Source organism: Candidatus Bathyarchaeia archaeon, from assembly GCA_038883335.1.
Lineage (GTDB): Archaea > Thermoproteota > Bathyarchaeia > Hecatellales > Hecatellaceae > JAVZMI01.
The window spans coordinates 25208-51573 of sequence record JAVZMI010000008.1 but is presented as its reverse complement, the minus strand read 5'-3'; the positions used below and the strand labels follow the sequence as shown (position 1 = coordinate 51573).

Sequence of the window (26366 nt, the reverse complement as noted above, 5' to 3'; positions counted from 1 at the left end):
GTGTATACTCACGTTAACAACCATGCATCCCTTAGTTGTGGAACATTTACGCATCTTTCAACCATATATTTAAATTTGACATATATTTTCTGCAACATAGAATCCACACTAAATCCTTTCTCTTTAGCTAGCATTTTTAATGCTTTCTCAGCCCCAGAGCCATACTGCGCTGCTTTCTTAACCCTTACAACGATTGATTCAGGTAGACCTAACTCCTTTGCGAGCCTACGCAGAACCAGTTTTCTAAGTTTATCGTTGGTTCCTGCCACCTTCAGTTCCGGTGAGATGCCCATTACAACATCGATTAGGTCGCGATCTATGAAAGGACTCCTCAACTCGACGCTGTTTGCAAGAGCAGCAGCCCCATCTCTCTGCGCCCCCTCACTCAGCCTTCCAACATCGCGCCACAAAACGGCTTGTAGACCTTCGTAGCCGCTCTCACTTAGAACATTAAGATATCGAGAGTAGCCCCCAAAAAGTTCATCACACCCCTGACCTGAGAAGCAAAGCCTCAACCCATCCTCCCGCGCCATTCGAGAGGCTAAGTAGATAGGGAGAGCCACACCCACATTTACAGAGTTGAAGCTTTCAATCGCATACACCACCCTACATATGCACTCTTCGAATTCATCTAAAGAGATAGAAGCCTCACGTAACTCGAAACCTAACTCATCGGCTGAACAGCGAGCTGCCTCAACATCACAGGAGCCATCAAGCCCACCGACATAGAGCACGACCTCCAAACCTAACTCACGGAGCACGTAGGCTATGAGGGAACTGTCAAGCCCACCTGAGAAGAGTACGCCAATTCTCTTAGCCTCGGGGTAAACTCTAACTTTACAGGCAGCCTTGAGCACCGGCTGAACTTCCTTGACCGCGCTCTCCATGTCAAAATATCTTAAAGCGCCCTCCACTATCGGAGGAGCTGGTAGGGTTGATATCCCCCCAGCGCCCAAAACGGCGACGGTGCCAGCTTGGATTATGCGGGTGTTGTTGATTCCGACTCTCCAGAGTGCCTTCCTCTCCGAGGCGAAACCAACATACCTATCGTTCTCTCCGAGGAATATTGGTTTGGCCCCAATAGAATCGCAAGTAAGGTAGATTTTATCTCCACATAGAAGCGCGAAGGCATACGCACCTCTCAAATCTCTGGCAACCTTCACACACTCTGAGGAGAGATCGTCTTTCTGCTTGAAGACTGGGGCTTCGCTATAGACTTCCCCCTCCTGCACTTTCACGATGCCATCTATGCTGTAGACAGGAATTTCCATCTCTCCAGGTTTGTCTGTAAGATTCAGAGCATTGCACCCGACAGCTATCGGCGCATCCACTTCTCTTACATCTAAATCTTCAAGGCTCTTCTCCACCTGAAAAGTATCCTCCGAAGCTACTCCAAACGCGTCTGGGCCTCTATGTTGTAAGATACGTAACATCTCAACGATTTTTTCGCCGACACCAAACCCTTCTCTGTCTATAAGACCTACGATTGAGCCCAAGAACACAACACCAACCAGTAGTAATAAGCTACGCCATTTTAAATGAGTTTAACGTCCACCGCTCTGCTACCAATAAATTCTATGCAACCGTGTGTCACCCAAGCGACGCGGCAAACCTAGTGGCTAAAAACCCAAAATTAGAGGGGAAAAGAGAGTTAAGGTTAAGTTTGATTGGTTGTCTTGCCGCTTTGATCTGAATAGTTGGCCATAAGGAAGTTCATCCCACTTACGAATGCCTCTACGCTAGCCATAACTATGTCACTTCGCGTTCCAATAGCCGTGGCCGTCCGATCTCTCTTCCTGAGCCTCAAAGCTACCTCCACAGCGGCATCGGTACCTCCTGTGATCGATTTTACATAATAGTCGTCCAGTTCTATCTCGGCGACAGCTGCCCCAACTTTCTTTATCGCGTTTATAGCAGCGTCCACAGGGCCCACCCCCACACCTGACTCTACAAATACCTTATTAAAAACTTCAAGTTTGACTGACGCTGTCGGAGTTATCTTATCACCAGTTATGACTGTGAGCTCTTTCAGTTTTATGGGTCTGAGAGGGGGGATGCCCATTACAGTCTCGGCTATAGCCTGCAGGTCAGGCTCACTCACCTTCTTGCCCCTGTCACCGAGATCCTTAACTCTTTTGAAGATTTCAAGTAATTGCTCCTGTGTCGGGTGTAGGCCCATTTGATCTAGTAGAGCCCTCACACCGTGAAGCCCGGCATGTTTACCTACCAGCAACCTCCTCCGCACACCCACTATCTCTGGAGAGATCGGTTCATAGGTTAGGGGATTAGCTAAGACGCCGTGTGTGTGAATCCCAGACTCGTGGGCGAACGCGTTATCACCTACAATAGCCTTGTTGGGCGGTATAGCAACACCAGTCAATCTGGAGACTAGCCTGGATAGACTGTAAAGCTTCGCCGTGTCCACATTTAATTTCACATTTGAGAGGCAGAGTAGACTCATGACAACCTCCTCTAATGCAGCATTACCGGCTCGCTCACCTAGACCGTTTACTGTGACATGCACTTGATCTGCGCCAGCCTTTAAAGCCGCAACGGAATTGGCAACAGCCATCCCAAAGTCATCGTGACAGTGGATACTTAGAGGCGCCTTTAAAGACGCTTTGAGGTCTGAGACCATCTCGTAGGAGCGTTCAGGAGTTAGACAGCCCACAGTATCGCAGAGGCAAAGTCTATCTGCGCCCGCGGAAAGACCTGTTGAAAAGAACTCTTTGAGAAACGCCATATCAGATCTTGAGCCGTCCTCGGCGGAAAGCTCAACTATTAACCCCAGCTTCTTTGCATACTTCACGCACTCGGTTGCCAGCTGGAGGAGTTCTCCCGTGCTTTTTTTAAGCTTGTGTTTGAGGTGGAGTTCTGAGGTAGGAAGTACCAAATGTATACTTTGAGCTCCACAATCAGCGGCAGCTTTTATGTCTTCCTCAACACCGCGGCTCATACTACAGACCTCCGCCCTGAGACCTTCTCTCGCCATCATTTGAAGCGCTAAGAAATCTCCTTTAGAAACTCTCGCGAAGCCGCCCTCTATGACGTCCACTCCAAACTCGTCTAGCGCCTTCGCTATCCTTAACTTATCCTCTGGGCTTAATGAGACACCTGGCGTCTGCTCGCCATCCCTCAGCGTAGTGTCAAAAAGTCTTATTCTGTCCGCAAATTTACTCGCAAATAAAATGATACCCCATTTTACATCTCTCAGCCCGCTTAATGCGGCATCCTAAATAAAAAACTTTCTCAGGATACAATAGTATGGTGGGGCTGGCCGGACTTCCAGGTTGCACCTTTTGAACCGGCGATCTGGTGGGCCCAAGCCACCAAGCGTAGACCAAACTAGCCCACAGCCCCAGCATAGTGGAGGTTTTCTGGTTTATTCGCCACTTTACTGCTCCTAGTAAAAGGAGCTGCTAATTAAGGATTACGTGTAATTTGCAACTCCAAACAGTCAGATGCCTAGGCCAGACGTATTCGATGTCCAAGATGGAGAGCCTCAGCTTCTGCTCGATATCTGAGTTGTAGAAGCCCCACTCATGGTGGAGTATACCTTAAACTGGGATCTGCAATATACCCTGTTTTTGGTGACTATGCTGTGTCTATCCTAAACCTTCCAGGAATGCCCTGACATTCTTGCCGAGAACCTCATTGTTGTATCCTCCTTCAAGCACCGCGAAGACACGCCCCCAACATTTCTTGGAATATTCTTTTAAAATTTCGCCTATAGACTTGTAATCCTCAGTGCTGAGTATGCCTCCCCAATCATCGCGATGTCTATCGAATCCTGCTGAAACAGCGATTATCTCGTAGCCTTCCCTAGAGTCAAGATAACCGCCCAACGCCTCCAGGCTGTTATTTTCTGGGAGGTGAAAATATGATACCTCAGACACATTCCGGAATATGTTGTCGGTTCCATCCCCGAAGTGGAGGTCGAAGTCAACTATGACTGCTTTTTTTACAACCCCACGCCGAAGTAATCTCTGCACCGATATAGCTATGTTGTTGAAATAGCAGAAACCCCATCGCATATCTTTCCCAGCGTGATGACCTGGAGGTCTAACCAACGCGAAGGCTGGCTCACCACCCGCAGCTAGCTCACCAGCCTTTACTGCACCTCCAACTGCCAAGAGTGCAACCTCGTAGACGAGCCTTTGATGTTTAACCAGTTCTATGTGAGCGGGCGTGTGCACTAGACACAAGTCTTCTTCGCTTGCTGGGCTGGGCTCAACGAAATCAAACACACCCTGCAACGCGTCGCGAATGCTCTCGATTCTGCCAGGCTTGGCTGCAGGGTCATCTGTATAAACTACGCAAAAATTTTCATGGTAGACTATCTTCACATCTCAACCCGACATCTTATTTATGGTGTATTTACCTAATGCCCATTTAAGCTGCCTCTTTTCCCATTTGTGGGGTTACTGATTCTTTATCGTAATGCCTTCCTTTCTAAGAATGCCCCGAGCCGCTAGGATGCCTGTCGCGGCGGCTGTGGCTATCCCCCTCGATAAACCCGCACCATCTCCAGCTACGAAAATGTTCTCTATAGTTGTTTCAAGATACTTATTAGTGTATATTCTGTGCGCAGAGAATTTAACCTCTGGCGCATATAGGAGTGTTGAGGCTGATGCTACACCTGGGATTACGTGATCCAGTTTCCTCAATCCTTCAACTATATCGGTCACTAACCGGTGGGGCATAGCCATAGCTATGTCGCCAGGAGTCACACTCCTCAATGTCGGCTTCACGTTACCCCTCTCAATCCTATCCCAAGTAGACCTGCGACCTTTTACAAGGTCACCCAGCCTTTGAATGATGGGACGACCACCGCCTAGAGTCGTAGTCTGGGTAGCTATCGTTCGACCGTAAGCTGAACTGTCTTCGAGGGGCTCCGTCAGAGCCACGCGCACTAGGAAGGCGAAATTTGTATTGGAGGATTTGCTGCTGGACATGCAGTGACCATTCACACCCACATATCCTTCATCATAGACCTCTAAGCATACGAAGCCTTCATGGTTCACGCAGAAGGTCCTGAGGAAGTCATCATAAGTCTCGGTGTAGATGTGGAACTTTGGGTCACGGTTTATCCTGGTAATAGGCTCCATGATAACTGATGGAACCTCAACCCTCACTCCGATATCTATGGGCTCATACTTAGTGGGAATCTTAAGCCTTCTAGCTTCCTCCGCAAGCCAATTCTGGCCACTCCGCCCTGGGGCAGCCAAGATGTATTTACACTCAACCACCTCGCCGCCGTTAAGTTGAACTACGCCCTTGTCTAGGTGAGTTACCTTCTTCCGAAGGAGGAACTCCACACCCTTGCTGCGGAGGTCGTCCATAAAGTTTTGTATCACCATTGGTGCCCTATCGGTTCCGATTTCACGTTGTGGTATCGAGATGAATTTAACCCCGAATGCTGCTGCCCTTCTCTCCAGTTCAGCAACCTCTTCAGTCTTAGGGTTGTAAAGCTTCTCAGGGCAACCATATTTGAGGAAGACCTTGTCAACTTCAGCTATTAGATTGCGGGCTTCCTCCTCACTTCTCACTAACGATACAAGGTCACCACCAATGTCAGGGCGCAGGTTCAGTCTACCACTCGAGAGGGTACCAGCCCCGCCGGCGCCACAAAGAACATTGCAAGGTATGCATTTGCTGCAGCCTCTATAACTGGTTTGCTCCGGGCAGACCCTCTTGAGAGGCTCATTGCCTTGGTCTATAACCAAAACTTTGAGATTACACCTCTCAGCCAGCTCGAGGGCTGCGAATAGTCCGGCCGGCCCAGCACCTATGACGGCTATGTCAGTCTTCACCGTCACCTACCCAAACCCCAACAGAACTAATGAGTGCAGTACATGTTTATTTATCTTATATTTCCTAAAGTAAACACTAGCCCTCAAAACCTGCACCTACGTTTGTATGGGAGGTTACTCGAATATAGCTCCGCTACTAGCCGACTGGGCTATCCTACCGTAGGTGGCAAGCCAGCCCTTCCTAATCTTTAGAGGTGGGGGTTTCCACCTTCTAAGTCGGCTATCAATCTCGTCGCTTGAGATCTTAAGTTCAAGCCTACGCTGCGGTATGTCTATTTCTATCATGTCGCCCTCCTCCACAACAGCTATAGGACCCCCCGCCATTGCCTCAGGCGAGATGTGCCCAACGCAAGGCCCTCGAGTGGCGCCGGAGAAACGCCCATCTGTCAACAAGGCTACACCTTTATTTAAGCCCATACCCGCCAGAGCCGCTGTTGCAGCCAACATCTCCTTCATGCCGGGGCCGCCCCGTGGCCCCTCGTAGCGTATGATGAGAACACAGCCCGCCTTAACTTCGCCATCATAAATAGCCTTCAAAGCCTCTTCCTCGGAGTTGCAAACTTTCGCCTCGCCCTCAAACCTTAGCATGCTCTCATCTACAGCGCTCTGTTTCACAACAGCGCCATCAGGTGCCAGATTACCTTTAAGAACAGCTATCCCGCCTTCTTTATGGAATGGGTTCTCGAGTGTTCGAATTATCTGTCTGTTTCTTACTTCGACGGCGCGAATGTTCTCTCCAACAGTCATACCTGTAACCGTCAATGCGTCAAGGTGGAGTAGTGGACTAAGCGTCTTTAACACGCCTGGAACACCACCGGCATTGTGAAGGTCGACAACGGTAGCTTCACCAGAAGGTTCTATATTGCAGATGTGAGGTGTTACCTTGCCCAGCCGGTCGAAGTCGTCGAGTGTCAACTCTATTCCCAACTCGTGAGCTATGGCTGGAAGGTGGAGCGCGGTATTCGTGGAGCCACCGAGGGCTTGATCAACTATGATGGCGTTCTCAAAGGATTTTCTGCCGAGTATCCTCGAGGGCGTAAGCCCCCTTGCCAAGAGCTCCATGACTTGCCTCCCACTCAAAGCGGCTAGCCTATACTTCGCGGTGTATACTGCTGGGGTAGTCCCGGAGTAGGGAAGAGAGAAACCCATAGCTTCAACCAGACACTGCATCGTGTTTGCTGTATACATACCTTGGCATGAACCACAGGTTGGGCAGGCGAGGTTCTCTAATAGAGTTAACTTCTCATGGGTTATCTTGCCAGCCTTCGCCGCGCCCACTGCCTCGAAGATTTTGTTGATTGTAACCTTCTCACCGTTTAACTGTCCTGGGAGTGAGCATCCGCCCGTTACCATTATGGCTGGGAGATCCAAGCGGCAGGCTGCCATGAGCATCCCTGGAACGATCTTGTCGCAGGAACATATTAGAACAAGAGCGTCGAAGCCGTGGGCCAGAGCCATTAGCTCCACCGAGGCTGCAATAACCTCACGGCTTGGGAGCGGGGCTTTCATGCCCTCATGTCCCATCGCGATACCGTCACAGATGGCTATCGTGTTGAATTCTAGGGGCACCCCCCCTCCTTCTAGTATCCCGGATCTAACACGGTCCGCTAAGAGTTTGAGGTGGTGGTGGCCAGGGACTATATCATTCCAAGAGTTTGCTATACCGACCAAGGGTTTTCTGAGCTCCTCGTCAGTAAGCCCGAAAGCCTTCAATAACGCCCTGTGAGGAGCTCGATCGACCCCCTCAATAACTTCCCTACTCCTTAACCTCATCAAACTAAATCACGCCAACCTTTGAGTTTTATTTTTATGTTTATAACATTTTGGAGCTGGGGATGGCTGTTCCACTAACTCTTAATAATAATTAAAGTAATTATTTACAGGATGAAGATCCTAACGATCGACATTGGGATGGGAACTTCAGATATCCTACTTTACGATGAAGATAAAAACCTTGAGAACTGCATCAAAATGGTTCTGCCCAGCCCCACAACAGTTCTAGCCGAGAAAGTCAGGGATGCCACTAGGAGGGGGGTTGGGATATTCTTGACGGGTGAGACAATAGGAGGAGGACCCATAGTTTCCGCTCTGATGCAACATTTGAGTAGACGTTTAAAAGTAGTCATGACGGAAGAGGCAGCTTACACGGTCAGGAGTAACCTTGAAGAAGTTCTGGAAATGGGAGTCGATGTAATTCGCGATGAAGCGGAACTCGGAAGCTTCAAGGGCGAAACTATTGAGATATCAGAGGTTAATATCAATTCACTAAAGGGCTTTCTTGGAAGCCTGGGAGAATCTCTCTCCGATGTAGACATCGTCGCGGTGGCGGTTCAGGACCACGGCGCTGCCCCTAAAGGGGTAAGCAACCGCAAGTTCAGGATGGAGACTATTAGGGTGCAGTTAGAGAGGAACAATAGAGCTGACGCCTTAGCCTTCTCTGAAGGAGAAATACCCCCATACTATTTGAGGATGAAAGCTGCAGCCAAAGCCGCAAAAAGGCAACTGCCTCACGCGAAAGTCCTAGTCATGGATACGGGGCCGGCTGCATTGGTTGGATGCCGTAAAGATCCCAGAGTAGAACGCGTAGGCTCCCTTTTGGCTGTGAATGTAGGCAATGGGCATACAGTGATGGCACTCCTCAACGATGGGGAGGTGAAGGGACTGCTAGAACACCACACTAGGCTGTTGACACCTGCCACGGCTAAGAAGCTGATCCTCGACTTTGAGGCTAAACTTGCAAAAGATGAGGAGGTCTTCAGCGAGGGAGGCCACGGTGTAGTATACCTCGACGCGAAAGCTGAACCGTTCAATGCTGAGAAGATAGCGGCAACCGGGCCTAATAGGGGTCTCCTGTACGGCGTAGGGCTTGATGTGTGTTTTCCAGCACCGGCAGGAGATGTGATGATGACTGGCCCGATGGGGCTGGTCACGGCGGCTGAGAGGAAATTTAATCTATGAGGTAAACTCGAGAAATATTAGTAGAGGATTAGAAGAAGTTGAAATACAAGCATAGAATTAGTTGCTAATGCCCCATTTATCGCCTAACTAGACCTTACAATCTGGCATAAATGAGGTCTACAAATCTCGCCTGTTAAACGTTCGAGGTCGAGAGGATATAGATGGAAGAAGCTGGCCCACTCGTACTGGCTTACATTTTCGAAGTTGACGAACAGGGACGAACGGTAAGCCTCCCGAAGGAGTCCGAGTTAGCTCTGCTTGTCTCCAAAGTTGAACGCGATATGAAGGTAACAACCGCCCTTCACCCCTTTGGGAGCTGGATTAAAAGTAGACTACGACGTACAGAAGACCGCAGACTGAAGTCTTTAGTTAAGATCTACTATTCGATGTGGATTGTCTGTATGAGGCCTGGCCGATGCGTCCTCGTGGATGGGTTGAATCTCTTTCAACAAATCCTTAGCTACGAGGAACTCCCAGACTGCGAAAAATTCATCGAAAACATAGCGGAAGCCAAGTCGGTGGGCGAATATCTTAGTGCGATTAGGAGACAACGCAACTTCTTCGCCTCATTCAAGGGCTCCAAGACAGTCATCCTTGAAGGGCTCATCGATAAGGAGTTAAACGCCGACATCCAAGAGTGCCTAACTCTCTTCCAGAGGGGTAGGGTAGTTGATGGCGTCTCCTTAAGCCCAAGGCTGTGCCGGGAAGAAGTGTGTGAGATTGCTAAAATCCTTGGGAGGCTTGAGAAGGAGGCAGCTGACGATATAGCCTCGCTCGCCTCTGTAAAGGAAAAACTCGTTAAACAGAGTGGTTACTGGCGCCACGCTCAGATTGGGCAATTAGAAGCCCTAAAGTCGGAGTTCGCATCTAAAATAAACGAAGCTGAAGCTGCCTCAAAGATTGAAATCTTGAAACTCCAGGAACAATACCCCTCCAAGATCTCAGAGTTAACTAGAGGTGAGATTGAGGAAGTCAAGGCCCTCGAGAATGAGAGGGGCGAGCTGGAGATGAGGCTGCACGAGCTGGTGCAAAGCGAACAAGAAATAGTAGGAAAGTTGAAGGGGCTTGCCACTCAGCGAGAGAGGCTAGATGCCGACTTCGCTTCAGCGAGACGACTCGGCGAGAGTTTGAGGAAGGAGCTCTCAGCTTTGATCTTGGAGATAGAGAATCTTAAGATGGATATGCTACGGTTGAAAGGCTTGGCTGAAGCCTTGGGCGAAACAGATGAAGAAGAAAGGGCGAAACAGCTCCAAAAGCTCGAGCAGAAGCTTGATAGCATCCAAAGAACCCGGCAGCTTAAGGAGAGGAAGGCCGAGGAAGCAGACAAGGCGCAAACAGACATCCAAAAGAAACTTGCACAAACTGATAGGCAGATAGAAGACTTGACTGGCAAGCTGAAAGGTTTAGAGGCGTCTAGATTAGAGGTTCAGGGCAGGCTGAAGGCTATAGTGCTCCAGATTGAGAACATTCGCAGAAAAGCTGCGCAGGAGAGAGAGGCTTTAGACGAGGAATACAAGTCAAAGGTTCGAATCTACCAGATGAAGACGAAAGAGTTGAAGGATCAAATGAGTAGGATGTTAAGAGTGGCGGAGAGAACACTCAACGAGCTAGACAGAAGAACTGAGGATATATGCTCCCAGATAGACAACCTAATCCAGAAGAAGCAAGAGTTCATTAACCACGTAGAGGAATTGACAGCCGTAGTGCCTAAAGAATTACAGATTCCAGAAGTTGCTTTGCTCCAGATCCCTTTCTACCTCGCAAGCTTAGAGGACACTCAGGTTGAACCTCAGCTATATTCGCCGGCGATTATTGCGCCAACTCAAAGTCTTCTCTCCGAGGAAGTGAATACAACTCCGCTCCGAGAAAGCTTCGATGACATCCTCAAGGAGAAGCTCTTAGAGGCTATAAAGTGGGATACAACCTTCGAGGAGGAAATACAGAGAGGCAGAACAGTCTTCGATCTACTTCAAACCACCTTAACATGCGAAGTCCTCTACAAGGGTCTCGAGAGCTTAAGGACCTCCCGCATCATGTCGGGCCGTAGGGTTAGGCAGATTAAACTGTTCTCCACTGAATACTTCCAAAGGAGACCCAGAGAGTGAACTGTGGCATTTAACGCCCCCATAAACATTTTAGATTTGGCGTGTATCAACTCTTCTGTGGTGGGTCTGTGAAGATCTGCGCCGTAAGCCAGTCCTTTTTCCCCCACACTGGAGGTGTGTCATATTATCTTTTATGGCTAGGGCGAAAGTGTCGCGAGTTAAACCATGAACTCTGTGTGATCCACCTGAAACCTGCTAAGGCGCCGCCGGAGGAGGTAGTAGAAAGCATTAAAGTCTATAGAGTCCCGAAGACCAGTTTAGATTCGAGGATCCTTTCAGGATATACACAGTTTAAGGAGTTGATCTTGAAAATATTCCATGGGGGAGAGCTATCAGAGGATAAACTGATAAACAAACACCTTTACGGCTTCAACGATTACTTTACTATCAACAAGTTCTTTAGTGGGCAGGTGAGAGAAGTCTACGAGAAAGAACACTTCGACCTATTACATGTCCACGATTTCCAACTGCTCCCTTTAGGATCACTCCTCAACGATCTGACCGTGCCTAAAATCTTCACATGGCATATACCATACACCGATAAACCTTCACCACAGTGGAGGAAGTTTGTCGTCCAATACATGACGCATTACGATAGAGTAGTATTCTCAACGAGGCCCTACGTAGCTGTGGCTATACAAGACGGGCTCTCTTGGGATAAAGCCGTTTGCATAAGTCCCTTCGTCACCGTCGAGAGAGTCAAAGGTGACTTCCGTAGTAACTACGGGATTAAACCTGATGAACGTGTAATTCTATGCGTAGCTAGAATCGACCCACTTAAAGGCCAAGACCGGCTAATTAAGGCGTTACCTATAATCCTGAAAGAGATACCGAACGTCAGATGTGTCTTTGTGGGTGACGGGTCTATGACGAAAGAGATCCTGAAAGCTGAGGGGAAGAGGCGATATGAGGAGGAACTTAAAAGTTTGGTGGCAGAGTTAAAACTTGAAGCTCATGTGATCTTCACAGGTCATATCTCAAGAAGGGATCTTATGACGGCATACGCCGCGGCAGATGTAGTCGTCTTGCCCTCAATCATGGAGGGTTTCGGCTTAGCCGTAGCAGAGGGGATGGCTTTCGGGAAACCAGTCGTGGGAACTGCCACTGGTGGAATTATGATGCAGATTTGGCCGGGAGTCAATGGATTCCTCGTGGAGCCAGGCAACGTGAAGCAACTTTCTGAAGCCATACTCAAGATCCTCACAGATAAGAAGTTAAGCCAGAAAATGGGTAAGAAGGCGTTACAGATCTTTAACTCGCTCTTCAGCCTGGAGAGGGGCGTAAGAGATAACATAGAGCTTTACGAGCAGGTGTTGGGAGTTGAGTTCTAAGCTGTATGACCTGAACTGGTTAAAACTTCTTCTTTACTTTCACTCCTGTTGGAGTGTCCTCAAGGATGATGCCTCTACCTTGCAGCAGCGATCTGAGCTGGTCTGCCGTAGCCCAATCTTTACGCCGCCGTGCCTCCTCCCTTCTTTTAATCATGTCTAGAATCTCCTCCGGAAGGCTCTCGGCAACTGGCACTCCATCTATTATGCCGAGGACTCTATTGAGAGACATCATCAAACTGTGGATCTTTTCCGCATCGCCCTTACTTACCGTACCCTCTCTAAGGAGCACATTTACCCTCCGTATGAACTTGAAGAGGTGTGCAAGGGCTGTGTTTATGTCAAGGTCGTCGTCCATAGCTTCACAGAAGCCACGTTCAACAGCCTCCAATAGACCATTAATCTCCCTACTTCTTCCTCCACCACTTGCCTCCCTTAACTTTGTGAAAAATTCTCCCACCCTTTCCAGAGTGCTAGTGGCAGCATCTAAGCTTTGGAAGGTGAAGTTGAGATAGCGTCTGTAGTGTGTGGAGAGTAAGACGTAACGTATAGCAGCCGGGCTGTAGCCCTTATCTAGAAGATCTCTTAGAGTGTAGAAGTTGCCGAGAGACTTTGACATCTTTCTCCCATCTACCAAGAGGTGCTCGCAGTGGAGCCAGTAGTTGGCGAGGGGCTTACCGGTAGCGGCCTCACTCTGAGCGATCTCATTCTCGTGGTGTGGGAAGATGAGGTCGATACCTCCGCTATGGATATCGAAGGTCTCCCCCAAATATTTCATGGACATAGCCGAGCACTCAATGTGCCACCCAGGTCTACCCTTCCCCAACTCTGTTTCCCAGTATACATCACCGTCTTCTTCACTCCAAGCTTTCCACAGCGCGAAGTCTCGCGGCTCTCCCTTACCATACAAATCATTCTTGACCCTAGCGCCAGCTTTGAGACCTCCAACTTTCAGCCCCGAAAGTTTTCCATACCCCTTGAACTTCGATACATCGAAGTATATGGAGCGATCATCACCCATGTAAGCGTATCCACTTTGAAGGAGACTCTTGATGAGGTTAACCATATCGGCTAAATGCTCGGTTGCCCTCGGATAGACTTCTGCCTTCTTTATCTTCAACTTTTCTAAATCTTCAAAAAAGGCGTCTATGTATTTCTGAGTAAACTGTCTAAGAGGGAGACCCTCCATTCTCGATTTTTTTATCGTCTTATCGTCTACGTCGGTAAGATTCATTACCTGGTAGACTCTGTATCCTCTATACTCCAGCCACCGCCTCAGAAGGTCTTGGAAGACGTAGGTTCTAAAGTTTCCGATGTGTGCGTAGTCGTATACGGTAGGGCCACAGGTGTAAACTCTGACTTCCCCCTGCCTCAGAGGTTTAAACTCCTCTTTTCTCTTAGATAAGGTGTTGAAGAATCGCAACGCCATAAACCTCACAAAGAAATCCGTGTTTATAGCATTTACCAACTAGAAATTAACACTTGCAGAAGGGCGTGCGACCAAACCAACATCCACCGACAGAATAATGCCTTTTATGGGGTTGATACGTACGGTACTTACCTCGAAATATGTCTACCCATAAATAAGTTCCACTAGACTGTGTTGAGGCTTCAAACATATCACCTCGAAGGTTCAGGTTTGTGGGTGGCAGTCGAAAGATCGTATAAGGTTCTCGAACGCCTCACCATATTCCATAGACGTCTCAGGTGGAGTCTGTCCACGGATCACGAAGTACCTCTGACTCTCTTCACAGTAGATGATCGCGTATCGGAGATCTAACCTTTCCGTGATCTTCTGGAGGAGCCCGTATCTAGAAATGTCTACCACGCAATGAACGAAGACACCCTCATGCTGACGTACCATAATTGTCCTCTTCGCTTTAACATCTAGGCTAACTACTATTTTATTCGCTCCAAGCGACATGAGTGCTGTATCTATATATTTTGAAGGAGTAGGAGCCTTTTCTTTCATATCTGCAAGTGGCCCCCAGTCTATGTTTATCTTGAAGTTGCTTGGGCCTCTAAGCTCCAACCGCCCCAATTTGTCTTTGCAACGAAGATCCTTCATAACCACCCAACCCTGCTGATAGCCTAGCTTCAAACCATAACCAGAGTAGGTTCCAGGCCCCTTAAGCCTAACCGCGGCATTGGCTTTTCCAGAGGATTTCAAGCGTTTGAAGCCTAGCCCACCGAACCCCCACTTGCGCCCCTTCTCCTCAGGTTTTGGAGACTCGGAAGACAACTCTGCTGTTGGTGACTGTTTGGGTTCTGCCTGCTCTAGTTGTGCTTCGGGGATCCTTCTAGTTTTGGATTCAAATTTTTCGAGGTTGGTTTTATCTTCTATTACCTTCTGCCAGAATGACGATTCCAAGTAGATGCCTCGGAGTTTAACTCCTTTCAAGTCTTTGTCAACCTTCACCAGTCTGGCGCCCTTCATCTTAGGTGGGTTCTCCCAATCCTCCCAGTACTCCCATGCCGCCCCACAGTTACTGCAAGAGAATTTAGGCGTGTCAAATCTTCCAAGCTTCTCTACAGCAAAGTTTACTTTAGTGTCACAAAGAGGGCACACCCCCCTAAAGTTCGAAGCTACCTCCTCCGACTCTTGCTTGAGAACAGTCATGAAAGATCCGCTCGGTCGGTATAATTACTAAAGCGTAGCATATAAGAGATAAGGTATAAGGCCACCTATAGAGTAGGAATCTTACTCCGCCATATAAACTCTTAGTGAATCAACTTCACAAAGTTTATTATTATTCTCGTGATTAGGAATAGAAGTGCTCCGGTAGTATAGAGGACGGTTGCGAGCCGTAAAGGCTTAAGCCCGCCGTAAAACCCGGTCAAGTATACCGGCCTTATCTCCGCGGTGATCGCCGAGAGAGGCCAATCGAGTCGGTGGTCGCGGGTTCAAAACGTAGAGCAAATCTACGGGAGAATCCCGCCCGGAGCACTAACAGTGCAAACTAAACGGTGTACAGAGATGCCTAGGGAGATCAAAGACTTGGAGAAGTTTCTTAAACTCTCAGAGAAGACAGATCTCTGTAAAATTAAGAGAGTGGGTGGGATAGTGAAGTTAAAGCTTAGAACAGCCCGATGCCTCTACACCTATAAAGTGCCGCAAGATAAAGTTGAGGAAATCTTAAAGCGGATTAAATGTAAGACCGAGGAGATCTAGAGACAGCCATTATTCTTAATTGTAACTCGACGTTACATACTCTTAACCCCCACCCGCAAAGCTCGGCGGTAGCGGCTATCCACATGTGCTCCGGTGAAAACTATGGTCATTGTAAAGTTCATCGGCGGATTTAAGGCTCTCACACGTCTAGATTCCTTAGAGCTGTCTGACTCTGAAGTAAACGATGTAGCCGCTGTCCTTATGAAACTTGTAGAGAGATTTGGATCGGAGTTTGAGGATGCGATCTTTGATAAAGAACTGAAAAATCCACGGGGGCGTGCGCTAATACTCAAGAATGGGAGGGAGATAGGAGTGCTAGAGGGGTTGCGGACACGAGTTGAGAGCGGGGATACACTCGTTATCATACCGGTGGTTCACGGTGGGTAGAAGCGGTAGCGCTGAGACAGAGTGGTATATATACCTGAACTTCAGAGTAGCTTGACTCGGGTTACACTAGAAAGGCAACTGTCTGTGGAGCGTTGGGGTTACCTGCAAATTCTTGAGACCATAGGCGAAGGGACTAGGTCGGACCGACTCCAATGCAAGAGCAGATGATATTCTCTGTAGAATCTCTGGGGCTGAAGATTTTTGAGCCGCTACAGTCCACCACTGCCACCTTGGCTCTCTGCGAGAGCTTATGTAGAATCATGTCCTTCTGCTGCCTGAATAGGTCGTGACCCACGCTTACAATTACGCAGTCAACATTCTCCAAGGTTGCATCCGGCGAGGGCGTGGTCTCGAAGCCTAAGGATTCAAGTTCACTCGTCTTGAATAGGGGGTCCCAAACATAGACAACCGCCCCCTTTCCCTTTAAAAGCCTGAACAGCACCCTTGCGGCTGAGTTTCGCGAGTCATCCACATTAGCCTTGAAGGAGACCCCGAGTATCAACACCTTGGCTCGCTTCAACTTCTTTCCGCACTGTTTCAATACTTTTGCAACGTGAGAGGCAACCTTTCTAGGCATAGCTTCATTCCGTCTAAGAGCGGAGGTCACTATTGACAGGCATGTACCTGTGTTCTCTGCCTCAGCTATCAGGAAGTAAGGATTCACGGGAATACACTCGCCGCCCACAATGCCTGGTCTGTGTAGGTGGCAGAAGGGTTGAGTGTTAGAGGCAGCAGAGATCTCATAATAGTCCAGACCCTCCATCTCGCAGAAAGCTGCTAATTCATTCGCTAAGGCGATGTTCACAGCTCTATATGTATTCTCGAAGACCTTGGCTGCCTCAGCCATTTTAATACTACCCACCTCAATAGGGGCGCCTTCGGAGATTGCGGAAATTATGGTTGCCGCTCTCTTGAGGCTATTCTTGTCAATCCCGCTAACTAACCGTCTATAGCTTTTTAAGTCTCTGACAACCTGACCTACAGAAGCCCTTACAGGACTGTAGGCCAAAGCGAAATCGGTTCCAGCTTTTAGTCCTGACTCCTTCTCTAAGGTCTTCTTTACGATCGACTCAGTCACGCCGGGGCCGGTGGTGCTCGCAACTATGAGCAGGGTACCTCTCTTCATAGATGAGCCTATATCTTTGCAGACGTTCTTCAAAATTGAGTAATTCGGGTTCTTCCTCCTGTCGATGAGGGTTGGTACTGTTATCATTATGTCATTAGACTGCCTTACCGCGTCTTTCAGGTCTACTGTGACCTTAAACTTTCCACTTTCAATCGAATTTTTGAGGAGTACATCTAGGTCAGGTTCCAGAAATGGCAGCGTACCTTCCTTGATCTTTTCTAGGAGTTTAGGGTTAGAGTCTACACCGATAACTTCGAAGCCAGCCTCAACGAGTAGGCAAGCTGTAGGAAGCCCAACTCTCCCTAAACCCACCACGCAAACTTGCTGTTTATCGTCTCCCATCTATTTTCAACTCCTACACAACAGCCAAGCCGTAATGAAACTGCTATGCAGCTTTGAAATATTAGCTTTAAAAGCTGTGAGGTTTACCAGATCTAACACGAAGAAACGGAGAGGAACATTTTATCAAATGGTTATAGTTAATAGTTGAACGAAGGCGTAGAATATTGATGACTATGCCAAGCCTCCAGCCACCAAGTAACAGTTTATCATGTGAGGTAACTCCGCTTGGCCCTGATTCACATAGACATCTTGACTCCTAAACAGGCGCTACTCTTCGACGAGGTTGCGAAGAGACTTGAAGCCTCAGGCCACGAGATTCTAGCTACCACCCGGCGCTACCGTGAAGTTGAAGACTTGCTCAGGATGAGGCGGAGGAGAGCCATAACTGTTGGAGAGTATGGGGGGGCGACTCTCGAAGGAAAACTAGAGGCTAGCCTCAAGCGTACGCTAAGTCTTGCAAAGCTGCTTGAAAATAGGAGACCTGAAGTTTCACTGTCATTCTCATCCCCTGAGGCTGCTAGGACAAATTTCGGTCTAGGGGTCCCTCACATAGTTGTCAACGATTCACCCCATTCAGAGGCTGTAGCGAAGCTTACCATACCCCTATCGAGGAAGCTTCTAACCCCCTACGTGATACCGTTACGCCTCTGGTTAAAGCTTGGAGCATCCAGAGATATGATTGTAAGATATAAGGCGTTAGACCCTATCGCTTGGTTGAGGAGCTACAAGGTTGACCCTACAGTTCTAGAGAAGCTAAATCTTCGTGCAGATAGACCGATTATAACCCTTCGAACGGAGGAGACCTACGCGTCTTATCTACTATCAGAATCTAAGAAGACCCAAACATTCGCGATCATTGAAGGCTTGAGGAGAGAACTTAAAGGAGAAGCCCAGATGGTAGTCATCCCCAGATATGACGATCACGCCCCAATATTGAAAGAAAGATTTGGAGGAGATATTATCATTCCTGAAGGAACGGTGGACGGCCCGAGCCTCTTAGCCTTCACCTCCATATTTATCGGGGGTGGAGGAACTATGACGGCAGAGGCAGCCTTAATGGGTGTGCCTTCTTTCTCTTGTTATCCCAGTGAGCCGACGAGTGTAGAAAGCTTCCTGGTGAAGAAGGGACTCATCTGGCACCCGACGAATGCCGGAGTTATGGTTAAGATGGTGAGAGACGTCCTGAGAGATCTCACTCGTTATAAGGAGAGGAGCAAGGCAAAAGCTGAGAGGTTGATCTCGCAGATGGAGGACCCTGTTGAGAAGATCAAGAATACCGTCTTTGAGTATATGCCATCTCCCGCCAGAAGATAGCGTGAAGCAGATGCTTGAAAGCTAAGAGAATTACGGCGATCAACACTACGACCACAGACCACGCCAAGAAGTCCACCAGAAGAGACTCGCTTGCACCCGAGATTGCTTTGACCCAAGGTAGATAAATATTTGCGACGATCCATGATCCCGCCATGAAGACACCCCAAAAGGAAACCATAACCAGTAAAAGCAGCCTAAGATTCCTCAACATCTCACAACACCATCAACACTGCTGTCAACATCTCTAAGACACCCGCAAAGGTGGCTAAAACCATGAAACGTCTGACAATTTCACTCTCTCTAAGGGGCCCTGAAGCCAAGAGGAGCCTAGTTAAGGTTATCGGCGCCTCTCTCATCTGACTTGCGGAGAGCCTACCATCAGGGAGCAGGACTATTGGGCGTTGAGAGATCTCTCTACGCTCGAAGAGCCTCCCAACGCTCGACAAGTTCAGGGAACCATTTATCATGGCTGGAAGGAAGGCTATGAGGGTTAGGATCTCAAGTCCTCCCATGACTGCGATAGCTCCAAACGCGGCGCCAACCCCTAAACTCCCTATATCCCCGGTGAACACTTTCGCAGGATAACGGTTAAATCGGTAGTAAGCTAGGAGGCACGCTACGAGCGACAGATACATGGCGGCAGCCTCTAACCGCCCGAATAAGAGCGCAGTGAGGAAGAGGAAGATGCCGGCAATAGCTGAGGTGATGGGCATAGCCCCATTAAGGACATCGATCATGTTTGCGGCATTTGCCATTAGAGTGGTAAACACTGGAACCAGTATGAGGGGGTAAAGAATCGTTAACCTCAACTCCCCGATGAAAGGTGCAGAAGGATGAGACACGTAAGTTCCTGGAGTCAGGAGGATGGGTATACAAGCCGCCGCACAGGCAGCTACCTTCACTTTAGCCCTCCAATGACTCAAATAGTCAATGTAACCTACGACCGCGGCTATGGCGACTACGAGGATTAATGCTAGAAACTTGCTCCAATATTTGGGGAGAAACCAACATAAGAGACCAGCCGAGGTTGTGACCCCTAATATTATCACGAGCCCGCACATCTCAGGTATGACTGTCTTATCCAGTTTGTGAACATCAACCCCCACTATTCCTCTACTCTTCATGAAGTTTCCTATAGGATTGGTAAGTCTATCTACCACAATGAAGCCAGAGACTGCGGGAATGATTAACGCCAACGCGATGGCCGGAGTTAAGCCTTCCATATGCTTCATCAGCCGTTGAGTGTACCCTTTCCACTATATATGCTCAGACCTCTCTAACTCAACCGACGCCCTGAACGATATGTGAACCCTGTCCAGTTTCTCAAAAATCTTCGCCAGAAAACTTAATACGGGCTAGCTACAGGGAGCTATGTAGATTATGAGAAAGAGACCCTTCACCGAGTTGGGGCTCTGCAGGTCTGAAGATGGCACACTTATCTCCTGCAAAGAATGCTACGATAGAGACTATGAACTCTATCTATCATGCCTAGAGAAGTTGAAGGAGAGACTTTGGGAGGGGATTAAGTGTGACCCGTGGGGGTTAGGCAAGCGCAATATCACGGTGGCCTGAGGTAGGAGTTAATGTTACCTATGTCAACCCGGTCAATGTCCAGTATGTTATGAATAAAGTTTAAGATCTTCCTCCGTACTGCTAGGCTTAAGTTTGGATACCACATTGGGCTTGCGAGAACTAGTGCCCTCCAAGCGAAGAAAGGTTGGACTACTTCTAAGATCTCCTCGTCCCCTGTCTCGTCCAAATAACCTCTAATGAATTTCTGGAATAGGTCTTTGAAGGATCCCTCCAAGGCTCCATACACCTGAAGTGAGAAGAATATGTAGTTTATACTGAGGGCGGCTAGATCGTCCGCCGGCTCACCCCACTCCCCGCGACTCCGGTCGAGGACTGTGAAGTCAATCCCTTCCCTGAACAAAATGTTCCAAGGATGGAAGTCGCCATGAACCTGGCAGAGTCTATGATGCCTGTTCTTTATCTTCCACCTCCAAGCCACACACCGCGCCTCTATGTCAGCCAGCTCACCTTCGCCGACGAAGTCTAGGTTAGGGGGATAACTGTCGATCAAGCCCATTATACACTCACCGTGGCCGATGAGGTCTCTAATTCGGCGTCGGTAAAGTTGAGGATCTGACCTTCTCACCGCGTGAATGTGGGCCAAGTATGCAGAGAGAGCTTTACATCTTGCAGAATCAAGCTCAGTCATGGACCCACTAACAGCGATCCTTTCTAGATCCTTACTATACTCCTCACCTTCCACCTTCTCTAAGAGTATGTAAAACTCCGTCCAGTCTCCAATAGACTTTAGTGAACCGCCTACGGTGAGAGCGCCTACGTCTAGGGATTTAACATGCCTCGGTAGCTTGTTATAAGTTGAATGAGCAAGAAGGAGACACTGGGCTCTATCTGCAGGATAGTCGTGGCCGAAGCCGCCGCTTGGACGCATAGTCTCGAGGACAACACTCTTCATAGAGCCGCCCACCTCGAGATCTATCAGGTAGGGGATACCGTAGCCGAAGCCTTTTATCTCCTTCAGCCCTCCGCCGAGTTTCTTCTCGACGCCTAGGGGCCTAATTTCACGTATCTCTGCCCTTGACCCGAATAGCTTGGAGAGATAATCTTCCACCATTGATGAGCGTAGATCTAATCCCATAAAGCATCTGCTCCTGATCTCAAATGGGTGCGTATGAATAATTACTCTTTCGGCTGGGAGCTTCTATCCTACAATCGAACGACTTGAGATGCTCAGCAAAGCTGCCTCGCGGGAGAGCAATGTTCGAGGAGTGACTGCTACGCGTTTGACGTCTGCTTTAATACCGCTAAAGAGATTCGATACATCCTTTTTAAATGAGTTACACGTTAAGGCGCGGGTAAAACGAGGCTTATTGACATTTCTACGTTAATTTTTCATTTATGTCTATAATTTTTGACAAAAATGTTTATATGAAAAGGAGAAGACCCCCTCTACGTGGAACAAGAACCAGTGGAAGGAAAGATCTCCGAGGGGAAGACGAAGATCGTCTACCGAAGCTCAGAGATAGATAGGGTCCTACTCAAGTTCAAGGACGACCTCACAGCTCTCGACGGCAAGAAACATGCCCTCTTACCACGCAAAGGCGCCATCAACGCCGGTATATCGGCAAAAATCTTCCAGTTACTAAATGATAGCGGTATCCCCACACACTATATCAGACTTTGTGGCTCACACCTAATGGAGGTCCGAAGGTTGAAGATGATACCTATCGAGGTGGTCTGCCGTAACATTGCGGCCGGCCATCTCGTGGAGAATCTACCCATATTTAAGAGGGGTGAGAGATTGAAGGAGCCTATAGTTGAATTCTACCTAAAGAATGATGCACTTCACGACCCAATGCTGGTTGACGACCATATTGTTGCCTTAGGGTTAGCAAACCGGCGGGAGATAGCCCGGATGAAGGCTTTAACTAGGAGAGTCAATAAAATCCTTAAGAAGTTTATGGTAGAACGTGGATTGGTGCTTGTAGACTTCAAATTGGAGTTTGGTAGGGACGTGGAGGGCGCCCTAAGAGTAGGTGACGAGTTAAATCTAGACTCTATGAGACTTTGGGATTTGGAGACTGGGGCGAGTGTGGATAAGGATGTCTACAGGCAGGGGGCACCTCTAGACTCTGTGGAGGAAACCTACCTCAAAGGTTACAGATATATTGTAGGTGAGGAGTTAAAGTGAAAAATTTCTTTGCTAAATGCCTGCCACCAGAGATGGTAAAACTGGGGCAACCTCAAAGATCTCACAAGTTGGCTGCTGGAGTTTGGGGACTCTCAAGGTGGGGCAGCACCCTAGAGCAAATTTTAGGGAGGTTGAGAGACGAGGTTTGAGGGAAGCCTGCGGCGTTATAGGGTGCAACGGTACAGGCCCTGTAGCTGAGAAGATTCTCTTCGGCCTTATTGCCCTACAACATAGAGGCCAAGAGTCCGCCGGTATTGCCGTTGGTGGGAGAGACTGTAAACTTCTCTGTAAGAAGGTTCTTGGCCTGGCAGGGGAAGGCTTCACCAAGGAAGACCTAGCCCAGTTAGAAGGCACTGTGGGGATAGGGCATGTTAGATACTCAACCGTCGGGAGTTCAACACTCGCGGAGGCACAGCCTTGCCACCTCAATGGCCCGAGGCACGGCCTAGCTCTAGCATACAACGGCACATTGGTAAACTATCTTGAACTGAGAGATCTGGTACTTCGTCAGGGAAAGATGCTGACTTCAAAGTCTGACGCTGAAATTCTATTGCATCTGCTGATAGATGGAATAAATGAGACGGGCGATGTGTTAGGAGCTCTTGGTGATGCTTTACATGTAGTTGAAGGCGGTTACTCTGCTGTTCTAGTAACCGGAGATGGCTCACTACTTGCTTTTAGGGACCCATTTGGCTTTAAACCTCTATGCTACGGAACCGTCGCCGGCTCCTTCATTAGTGCCTCGGAGAGCGTAGCCATAGATATGTGTGGCGGAAAGTTGGAGGGCGATATTAAGCCGGGGGAAGCTGTCCTCGTCGATGGCTCTAAAGTGGTGAGAAAGCAGTTTCTGCCGTCCCCTCGTAGAGCCCATTGCATGTTCGAGTATGTATACTTCAGCAGACCTGACTCCATAATAGAGGGACAATCAGTTTACGAAGTAAGAATGCGGCTTGGAATGAACTTGGCTAAAAACTTTAGCCACGAAGCCGACGTTATAATTCCTGTCCCAGACACTTCAAGGCCGGCTAGCGAAGGAGCCTCGAGGATAAGTGGTATACCTACCGCTGAAGGTCTCATAAAGAATCGTTACATACATAGAACCTTCATCATGCCTAAACAGAGCAAGCGTGAGGACGCTGTGAAGGCAAAGTTAAACCCACTCAAATCCGTCCTTAATGGAAAGAGAGTTATGCTAATAGACGACAGCATAGTTAGAGGAACGACCCTAAAGAACATTGTCAAAATGGTCAGGCAGGCCGGTGCACGGAAAGTCCATGTCGGCATAACATGCCCTCCAATAATCTCTCCTTGCTTCTACGGCGTAGACATGTCCACGCATAAGGAGCTCATCGCAGCTGGCAAAGACATAGATGAAATCTGTAGGCAAGTGGGTGCTGATTCGCTGTGTTACCAGACAATTGACGGCTTAGTGGACGCCATCAAAATCAGTAGGGACGATCTCTGCATGGCATGTATCACCGGCGACTACCCAACCCCCAAGGCTCAACAGATAGCTACTCGGATGAAAGATATAGCCGCCGTGAGTGATTATAGGTATATAGAGGCAGTTTAGGGTAGGGGAGTTCCGACGGATGGAAAAAGTCGGCGTTTTAATAGTTTCTTACGGTTCACGGGAGGCAGCTATGGTCGACAGCTTCTGTCGGAGCAGGAAGTATAATGTGGAGTTATACATAGCGGATAGGCAGAGGAATCCCTTCAACGCTGAGCGGGCTAAAGAGCATGCCGTTATCCCTGACCTGAGAGTAGAGAAAATTTGCGAGTTTGCCGAGAAGCATAAGGACAAAATTGATTTTGGGATCGTTGGGCCTGAGGGCCCAATAATAGACGGAGTCAGAGAAATGGTCGAAGAAAAGACGGGCATACCTATGATCTGCCCTAATAGGCGCTATGCGTTGGAGGCCAGCAAGGTTGAACAACGCCTTCTAATTCGGGACGTTATTCCTGAGGCTAATCCTAGCTTCAAGGTATTCACCCCCGGCGATTACGCCGATAGGGGCAGAGGGGAGCTTGTAAGTGACGTTAAAGAGTGGATAGCCGAACTCGGCGGTGTCAATAGCGTTGTAATTAAGCCTGATAAGCCTGGCTTCGGTAAGGGTGTGGGTGTTGGAGGTGAGCACTTCACAACCATGGAGGAAGCTTTACAACATTTCTTCTCAATCTGCAGCGGTGACTCAAATGAGCGGGTCATAGTTGAAGAGAGAGTTGAAGGTGAGGAGTCCAGTTTTCAGGCTTGGTGCGACGGGAAGAGTTTGGTGGCGCTGCCCGATACTCGCGACTACAAGAGAGCCTTCGATGGGGACTGGGGGCCTAACACGGGAGGAACCGGATCGTACAAGGCGAGATCGGAGCATCTGCCCTTCATGACTCAGGCCGACCGAGAGGAAGAAGTCAAGATTTCGCAACGTATCTTCGAGAGACTACGCAAGGGGATAGAGGGTTCCGAACTTAGGGGGATGCCTTTTTACATAGCATTTATTCACACTGGGAAGGGGCTGAAAATTCTGGAAATAAACAGCAGGCCAGGCGATCCTGAGATAATAAATTTACTACCCCTCTTCAAGGAAGACTTCATCGACTTATGTTATGAAATGATTCATGGAACTTTGAAAAGCGTTGACGTCGAGCCGGAGGCGTCCGTGGTAACCTACGCAATGCCACTCACCTACGGCGGCTATAGGAGGAGGTTTTCCGGAGAAGTGCCCGTCGACCTCACAGAGGTGTATAAACTAAGTGCGAAGTATGGAGATAGGATCCGGATCTATCCAGGCTCTATGGAGATGAGGGACGACGGAAAATCCTACGCTCTTAGGTCTAGGGCTGTGTGTGTTGTAGGTTTAGGGGAGGACATCCAGTCTGCGAGAGCAATCTCTCTGGAAGGCGTGACAAATATTGATGGGGCTCTCTGGAACAGGTGGGATATCGGCAGCGCAAAACATATCGCCATGAGCATAAATCATATGGAAAGACTAAGGCGATGACTACCCTTCGGAATGGTAATCGAATATTCATCACAGATTGTGAAGGACCTATCTCAAAGAATGATAATGCCTTTGAATTAGCCAGCCACTTTATACCTAATGGGGCTGAGTTTTTCACTTTACTAAGCAGATATGACGATGTCCTTGCCGATGTGGTTAAGAAACCAGGCTACAAAGCAGGCGACACGCTGAAGCTCATCCTCCCCTTCCTTAAGGCCTACGGAGCCACTGACGCGAAGATTAGAGAGTTCTCATCTAAGAATATCGTTTTAATTCCTGGCGCTGCGGAGATGCTCCGCTACGTGAATGAGCAAATGCCATCCTTCATCGTGAGCACAAGCTACGAGCACTACATCTCACCCCTCTGTTCACTTATTCGATTCCCATATGAGAACACCTACTGCACCAAGCTGAACCTAGATCAATTCGAGTTGACTGACGAAGAGGTCAAAGCGTTGATGCGGCTCCGCGAGGAGATGGCCACTTACCCCATGATAGAACTCCCCGAGCACCCTAACTCCCTGCAAGACTTCTCACCCCGAGACCAGAGGACAATTAGTAGGCTGGACACGATCTTCTGGGACGAAATCTCAAGGATGGCGGCTGGAGACATGTTGAGAGACATCAACCCAGTAGGGGGCCACGAGAAGGCGAAGGCGGTGAGGCAGATAGTTGAGAAGCTTGACGCTGAGTTGTGTGATGTTGTCTACGTAGGTGATAGCATAACCGACGCACCACCTCTTAGACTGGTGAGAGAGGGAAAAGGGTTGGCCATCTCCTTTAACGGAAACGATTACGCCATTCGAGAGGCTGACATCGCCGTAATCTCGAATAATGCAATGATAATCGCTCCTATCGCGTACTGCTTCTCGAGATTCGGCAAGGAAACTACTATAAAGATGGTTAAAGAGCTGAATTTAGGATTAGAACGCTACTGCGCTGGCGACCTTCAGCTATGTAGACGCGTACGTGAGCTATTTCCTGACCAGTTGCCCACAGTCGAGGTCATAGAGGAAAGTGATAAAGACAGGTTGACAGAAAAGAGTAAACGCTTCAGAAAGATTGTGAGAGGCGAAAAGATTGGGAGTTTGGGGTGAAAAA

Annotated in this window: 22 protein-coding genes and 2 tRNA genes; 12 read left to right on the top strand and 12 right to left on the bottom strand. The window is 48.6% G+C overall.

The features are described from left to right. Positions 1-8: 8 nt before the first annotated feature. From QXJ75_05155 to ilvD, 6 genes are all read right to left on the bottom strand, one after another. Positions 9-1496: an asparagine synthetase B gene (locus tag QXJ75_05155; protein MEM3737452.1), complete on the bottom strand. Its 1488-nt coding sequence runs from the start codon at positions 1494-1496 to the stop codon at positions 9-11. A 161-nt stretch (positions 1497-1657) separates the two neighbouring features. Continuing rightward, a complete protein-coding gene (locus QXJ75_05150; protein ID MEM3737451.1) occupies positions 1658-3190 on the bottom strand; it encodes a 2-isopropylmalate synthase in 1533 nt (510 codons plus the stop codon). A 75-nt stretch (positions 3191-3265) separates the two neighbouring features. Next, positions 3266-3360, bottom strand: a tRNA-Pro gene (locus QXJ75_05145). Between the two features lie 245 nt (positions 3361-3605). Then, entirely contained in the window at positions 3606-4346 is a 741-nt protein-coding gene (locus QXJ75_05140; protein MEM3737450.1) for a histone deacetylase family protein, read from the bottom strand. A gap of 75 nt (positions 4347-4421) precedes the next feature. After that, positions 4422-5819: an NAD(P)/FAD-dependent oxidoreductase gene (locus tag QXJ75_05135; protein MEM3737449.1), complete on the bottom strand. Its 1398-nt coding sequence runs from the start codon at positions 5817-5819 to the stop codon at positions 4422-4424. A 108-nt stretch (positions 5820-5927) separates the two neighbouring features. Further along, a complete protein-coding gene (gene ilvD, locus QXJ75_05130; protein MEM3737448.1) occupies positions 5928-7586 on the bottom strand; it encodes a dihydroxy-acid dehydratase in 1659 nt (552 codons plus the stop codon). Positions 7587-7697: 111 nt separating this feature from the next. On the opposite strand from ilvD, the gene QXJ75_05125 reads away from it, so the two are divergent. From QXJ75_05125 to QXJ75_05115, 3 genes are all read left to right on the top strand, one after another. Then, positions 7698-8771, top strand: a complete 1074-nt coding sequence (locus tag QXJ75_05125; protein MEM3737447.1) for a DUF1786 family protein — start codon at positions 7698-7700, stop codon at positions 8769-8771. A 161-nt stretch (positions 8772-8932) separates the two neighbouring features. After that, the gene (locus tag QXJ75_05120; protein MEM3737446.1) at positions 8933-10876 is read left to right on the top strand and encodes a hypothetical protein; all 1944 of its coding nucleotides are present in this window, start codon (positions 8933-8935) and stop codon (positions 10874-10876) included. Positions 10877-10944: 68 nt separating this feature from the next. Beyond that, complete coding sequence (locus QXJ75_05115; GenBank protein ID MEM3737445.1) at positions 10945-12207, top strand: glycosyltransferase family 4 protein; 1263 nt, start codon at positions 10945-10947, stop codon at positions 12205-12207. A gap of 19 nt (positions 12208-12226) precedes the next feature. Here the strand turns inward: QXJ75_05115 and cysS are convergent, their stop codons facing one another. Then, positions 12227-13633 (bottom strand): cysteine--tRNA ligase, encoded by a 1407-nt coding sequence (gene cysS, locus QXJ75_05110; GenBank protein MEM3737444.1) that lies wholly within the window; start codon positions 13631-13633, stop codon positions 12227-12229. Positions 13634-13837: 204 nt separating this feature from the next. After that, positions 13838-14824, bottom strand: a complete 987-nt coding sequence (locus tag QXJ75_05105) for a hypothetical protein (GenBank protein MEM3737443.1) — start codon at positions 14822-14824, stop codon at positions 13838-13840. Positions 14825-14980: 156 nt separating this feature from the next. Between QXJ75_05105 and QXJ75_05100 the strand changes: the two genes are divergently transcribed. The 3 genes from QXJ75_05100 to QXJ75_05090 all read left to right on the top strand — a co-directional run bounded on the left by QXJ75_05100 (position 14981) and on the right by QXJ75_05090 (position 15763). Then, positions 14981-15151: transfer RNA gene (locus QXJ75_05100), tRNA-OTHER, on the top strand. Between the two features lie 30 nt (positions 15152-15181). Beyond that, positions 15182-15376, top strand: a complete 195-nt coding sequence (locus tag QXJ75_05095; GenBank protein ID MEM3737442.1) for a hypothetical protein — start codon at positions 15182-15184, stop codon at positions 15374-15376. Positions 15377-15478: 102 nt separating this feature from the next. Then, on the top strand, positions 15479-15763 hold the full coding sequence (locus QXJ75_05090) for a MoaD/ThiS family protein (protein MEM3737441.1): 285 nt from the start codon (positions 15479-15481) through the stop codon (positions 15761-15763). Between the two features lie 133 nt (positions 15764-15896). Here QXJ75_05090 and QXJ75_05085 read toward each other — a convergent pair whose 3' ends face one another. Next, entirely contained in the window at positions 15897-17231 is a 1335-nt protein-coding gene (locus QXJ75_05085; protein ID MEM3737440.1) for a nucleotide sugar dehydrogenase, read from the bottom strand. 225 nt (positions 17232-17456) lie between these two features. Here QXJ75_05085 and QXJ75_05080 point away from each other — a divergent pair, with 225 nt between their 5' ends. Continuing rightward, positions 17457-18545, top strand: coding sequence for a DUF354 domain-containing protein (locus QXJ75_05080; GenBank protein MEM3737439.1), 1089 nt, complete (start codon positions 17457-17459; stop codon positions 18543-18545). On the opposite strand, the gene QXJ75_05075 is transcribed toward QXJ75_05080, so the two are convergent. Both QXJ75_05075 and QXJ75_05070 read right to left on the bottom strand, forming a co-directional pair. Then, complete coding sequence (locus QXJ75_05075) at positions 18499-18756, bottom strand: hypothetical protein (protein MEM3737438.1); 258 nt, start codon at positions 18754-18756, stop codon at positions 18499-18501. The genes QXJ75_05080 and QXJ75_05075 overlap by 47 nt on opposite strands. Position 18757: 1 nt before the next feature. Then, complete coding sequence (locus QXJ75_05070) at positions 18758-19777, bottom strand: hypothetical protein (protein MEM3737437.1); 1020 nt, start codon at positions 19775-19777, stop codon at positions 18758-18760. Positions 19778-19925: 148 nt separating this feature from the next. Between QXJ75_05070 and QXJ75_05065 the strand changes: the two genes are divergently transcribed. Beyond that, positions 19926-20117: a hypothetical protein gene (locus tag QXJ75_05065; protein MEM3737436.1), complete on the top strand. Its 192-nt coding sequence runs from the start codon at positions 19926-19928 to the stop codon at positions 20115-20117. Here QXJ75_05065 and QXJ75_05060 read toward each other — a convergent pair. Then, on the bottom strand, positions 20104-21213 hold the full coding sequence (locus tag QXJ75_05060) for a phosphotransferase (protein ID MEM3737435.1): 1110 nt from the start codon (positions 21211-21213) through the stop codon (positions 20104-20106). The genes QXJ75_05065 and QXJ75_05060 overlap by 14 nt on opposite strands. Positions 21214-21528: 315 nt before the next feature. Between QXJ75_05060 and QXJ75_05055 the strand changes: the two genes are divergently transcribed. Genes QXJ75_05055 through QXJ75_05040 form a run of 4 tightly spaced genes read left to right on the top strand, consistent with a single transcriptional unit; the run spans position 21529 to position 26362 of the window. Beyond that, positions 21529-22266 carry a phosphoribosylaminoimidazolesuccinocarboxamide synthase gene (locus tag QXJ75_05055; protein ID MEM3737434.1) on the top strand — a complete coding sequence of 246 codons (738 nt, stop codon included), beginning with the start codon at positions 21529-21531 and terminating at the stop codon, positions 22264-22266. 16 nt (positions 22267-22282) lie between these two features. Next, entirely contained in the window at positions 22283-23839 is a 1557-nt protein-coding gene (gene purF / locus QXJ75_05050) for an amidophosphoribosyltransferase (protein MEM3737433.1), read from the top strand. A gap of 19 nt (positions 23840-23858) precedes the next feature. After that, positions 23859-25265 (top strand): hypothetical protein, encoded by a 1407-nt coding sequence (locus tag QXJ75_05045; protein ID MEM3737432.1) that lies wholly within the window; start codon positions 23859-23861, stop codon positions 25263-25265. After that, positions 25262-26362, top strand: coding sequence for a hypothetical protein (locus QXJ75_05040; GenBank protein ID MEM3737431.1), 1101 nt, complete (start codon positions 25262-25264; stop codon positions 26360-26362). The genes QXJ75_05045 and QXJ75_05040 overlap by 4 nt, the downstream gene beginning before the upstream one ends. The last annotated feature ends 4 nt before the right edge of the window (positions 26363-26366 follow it).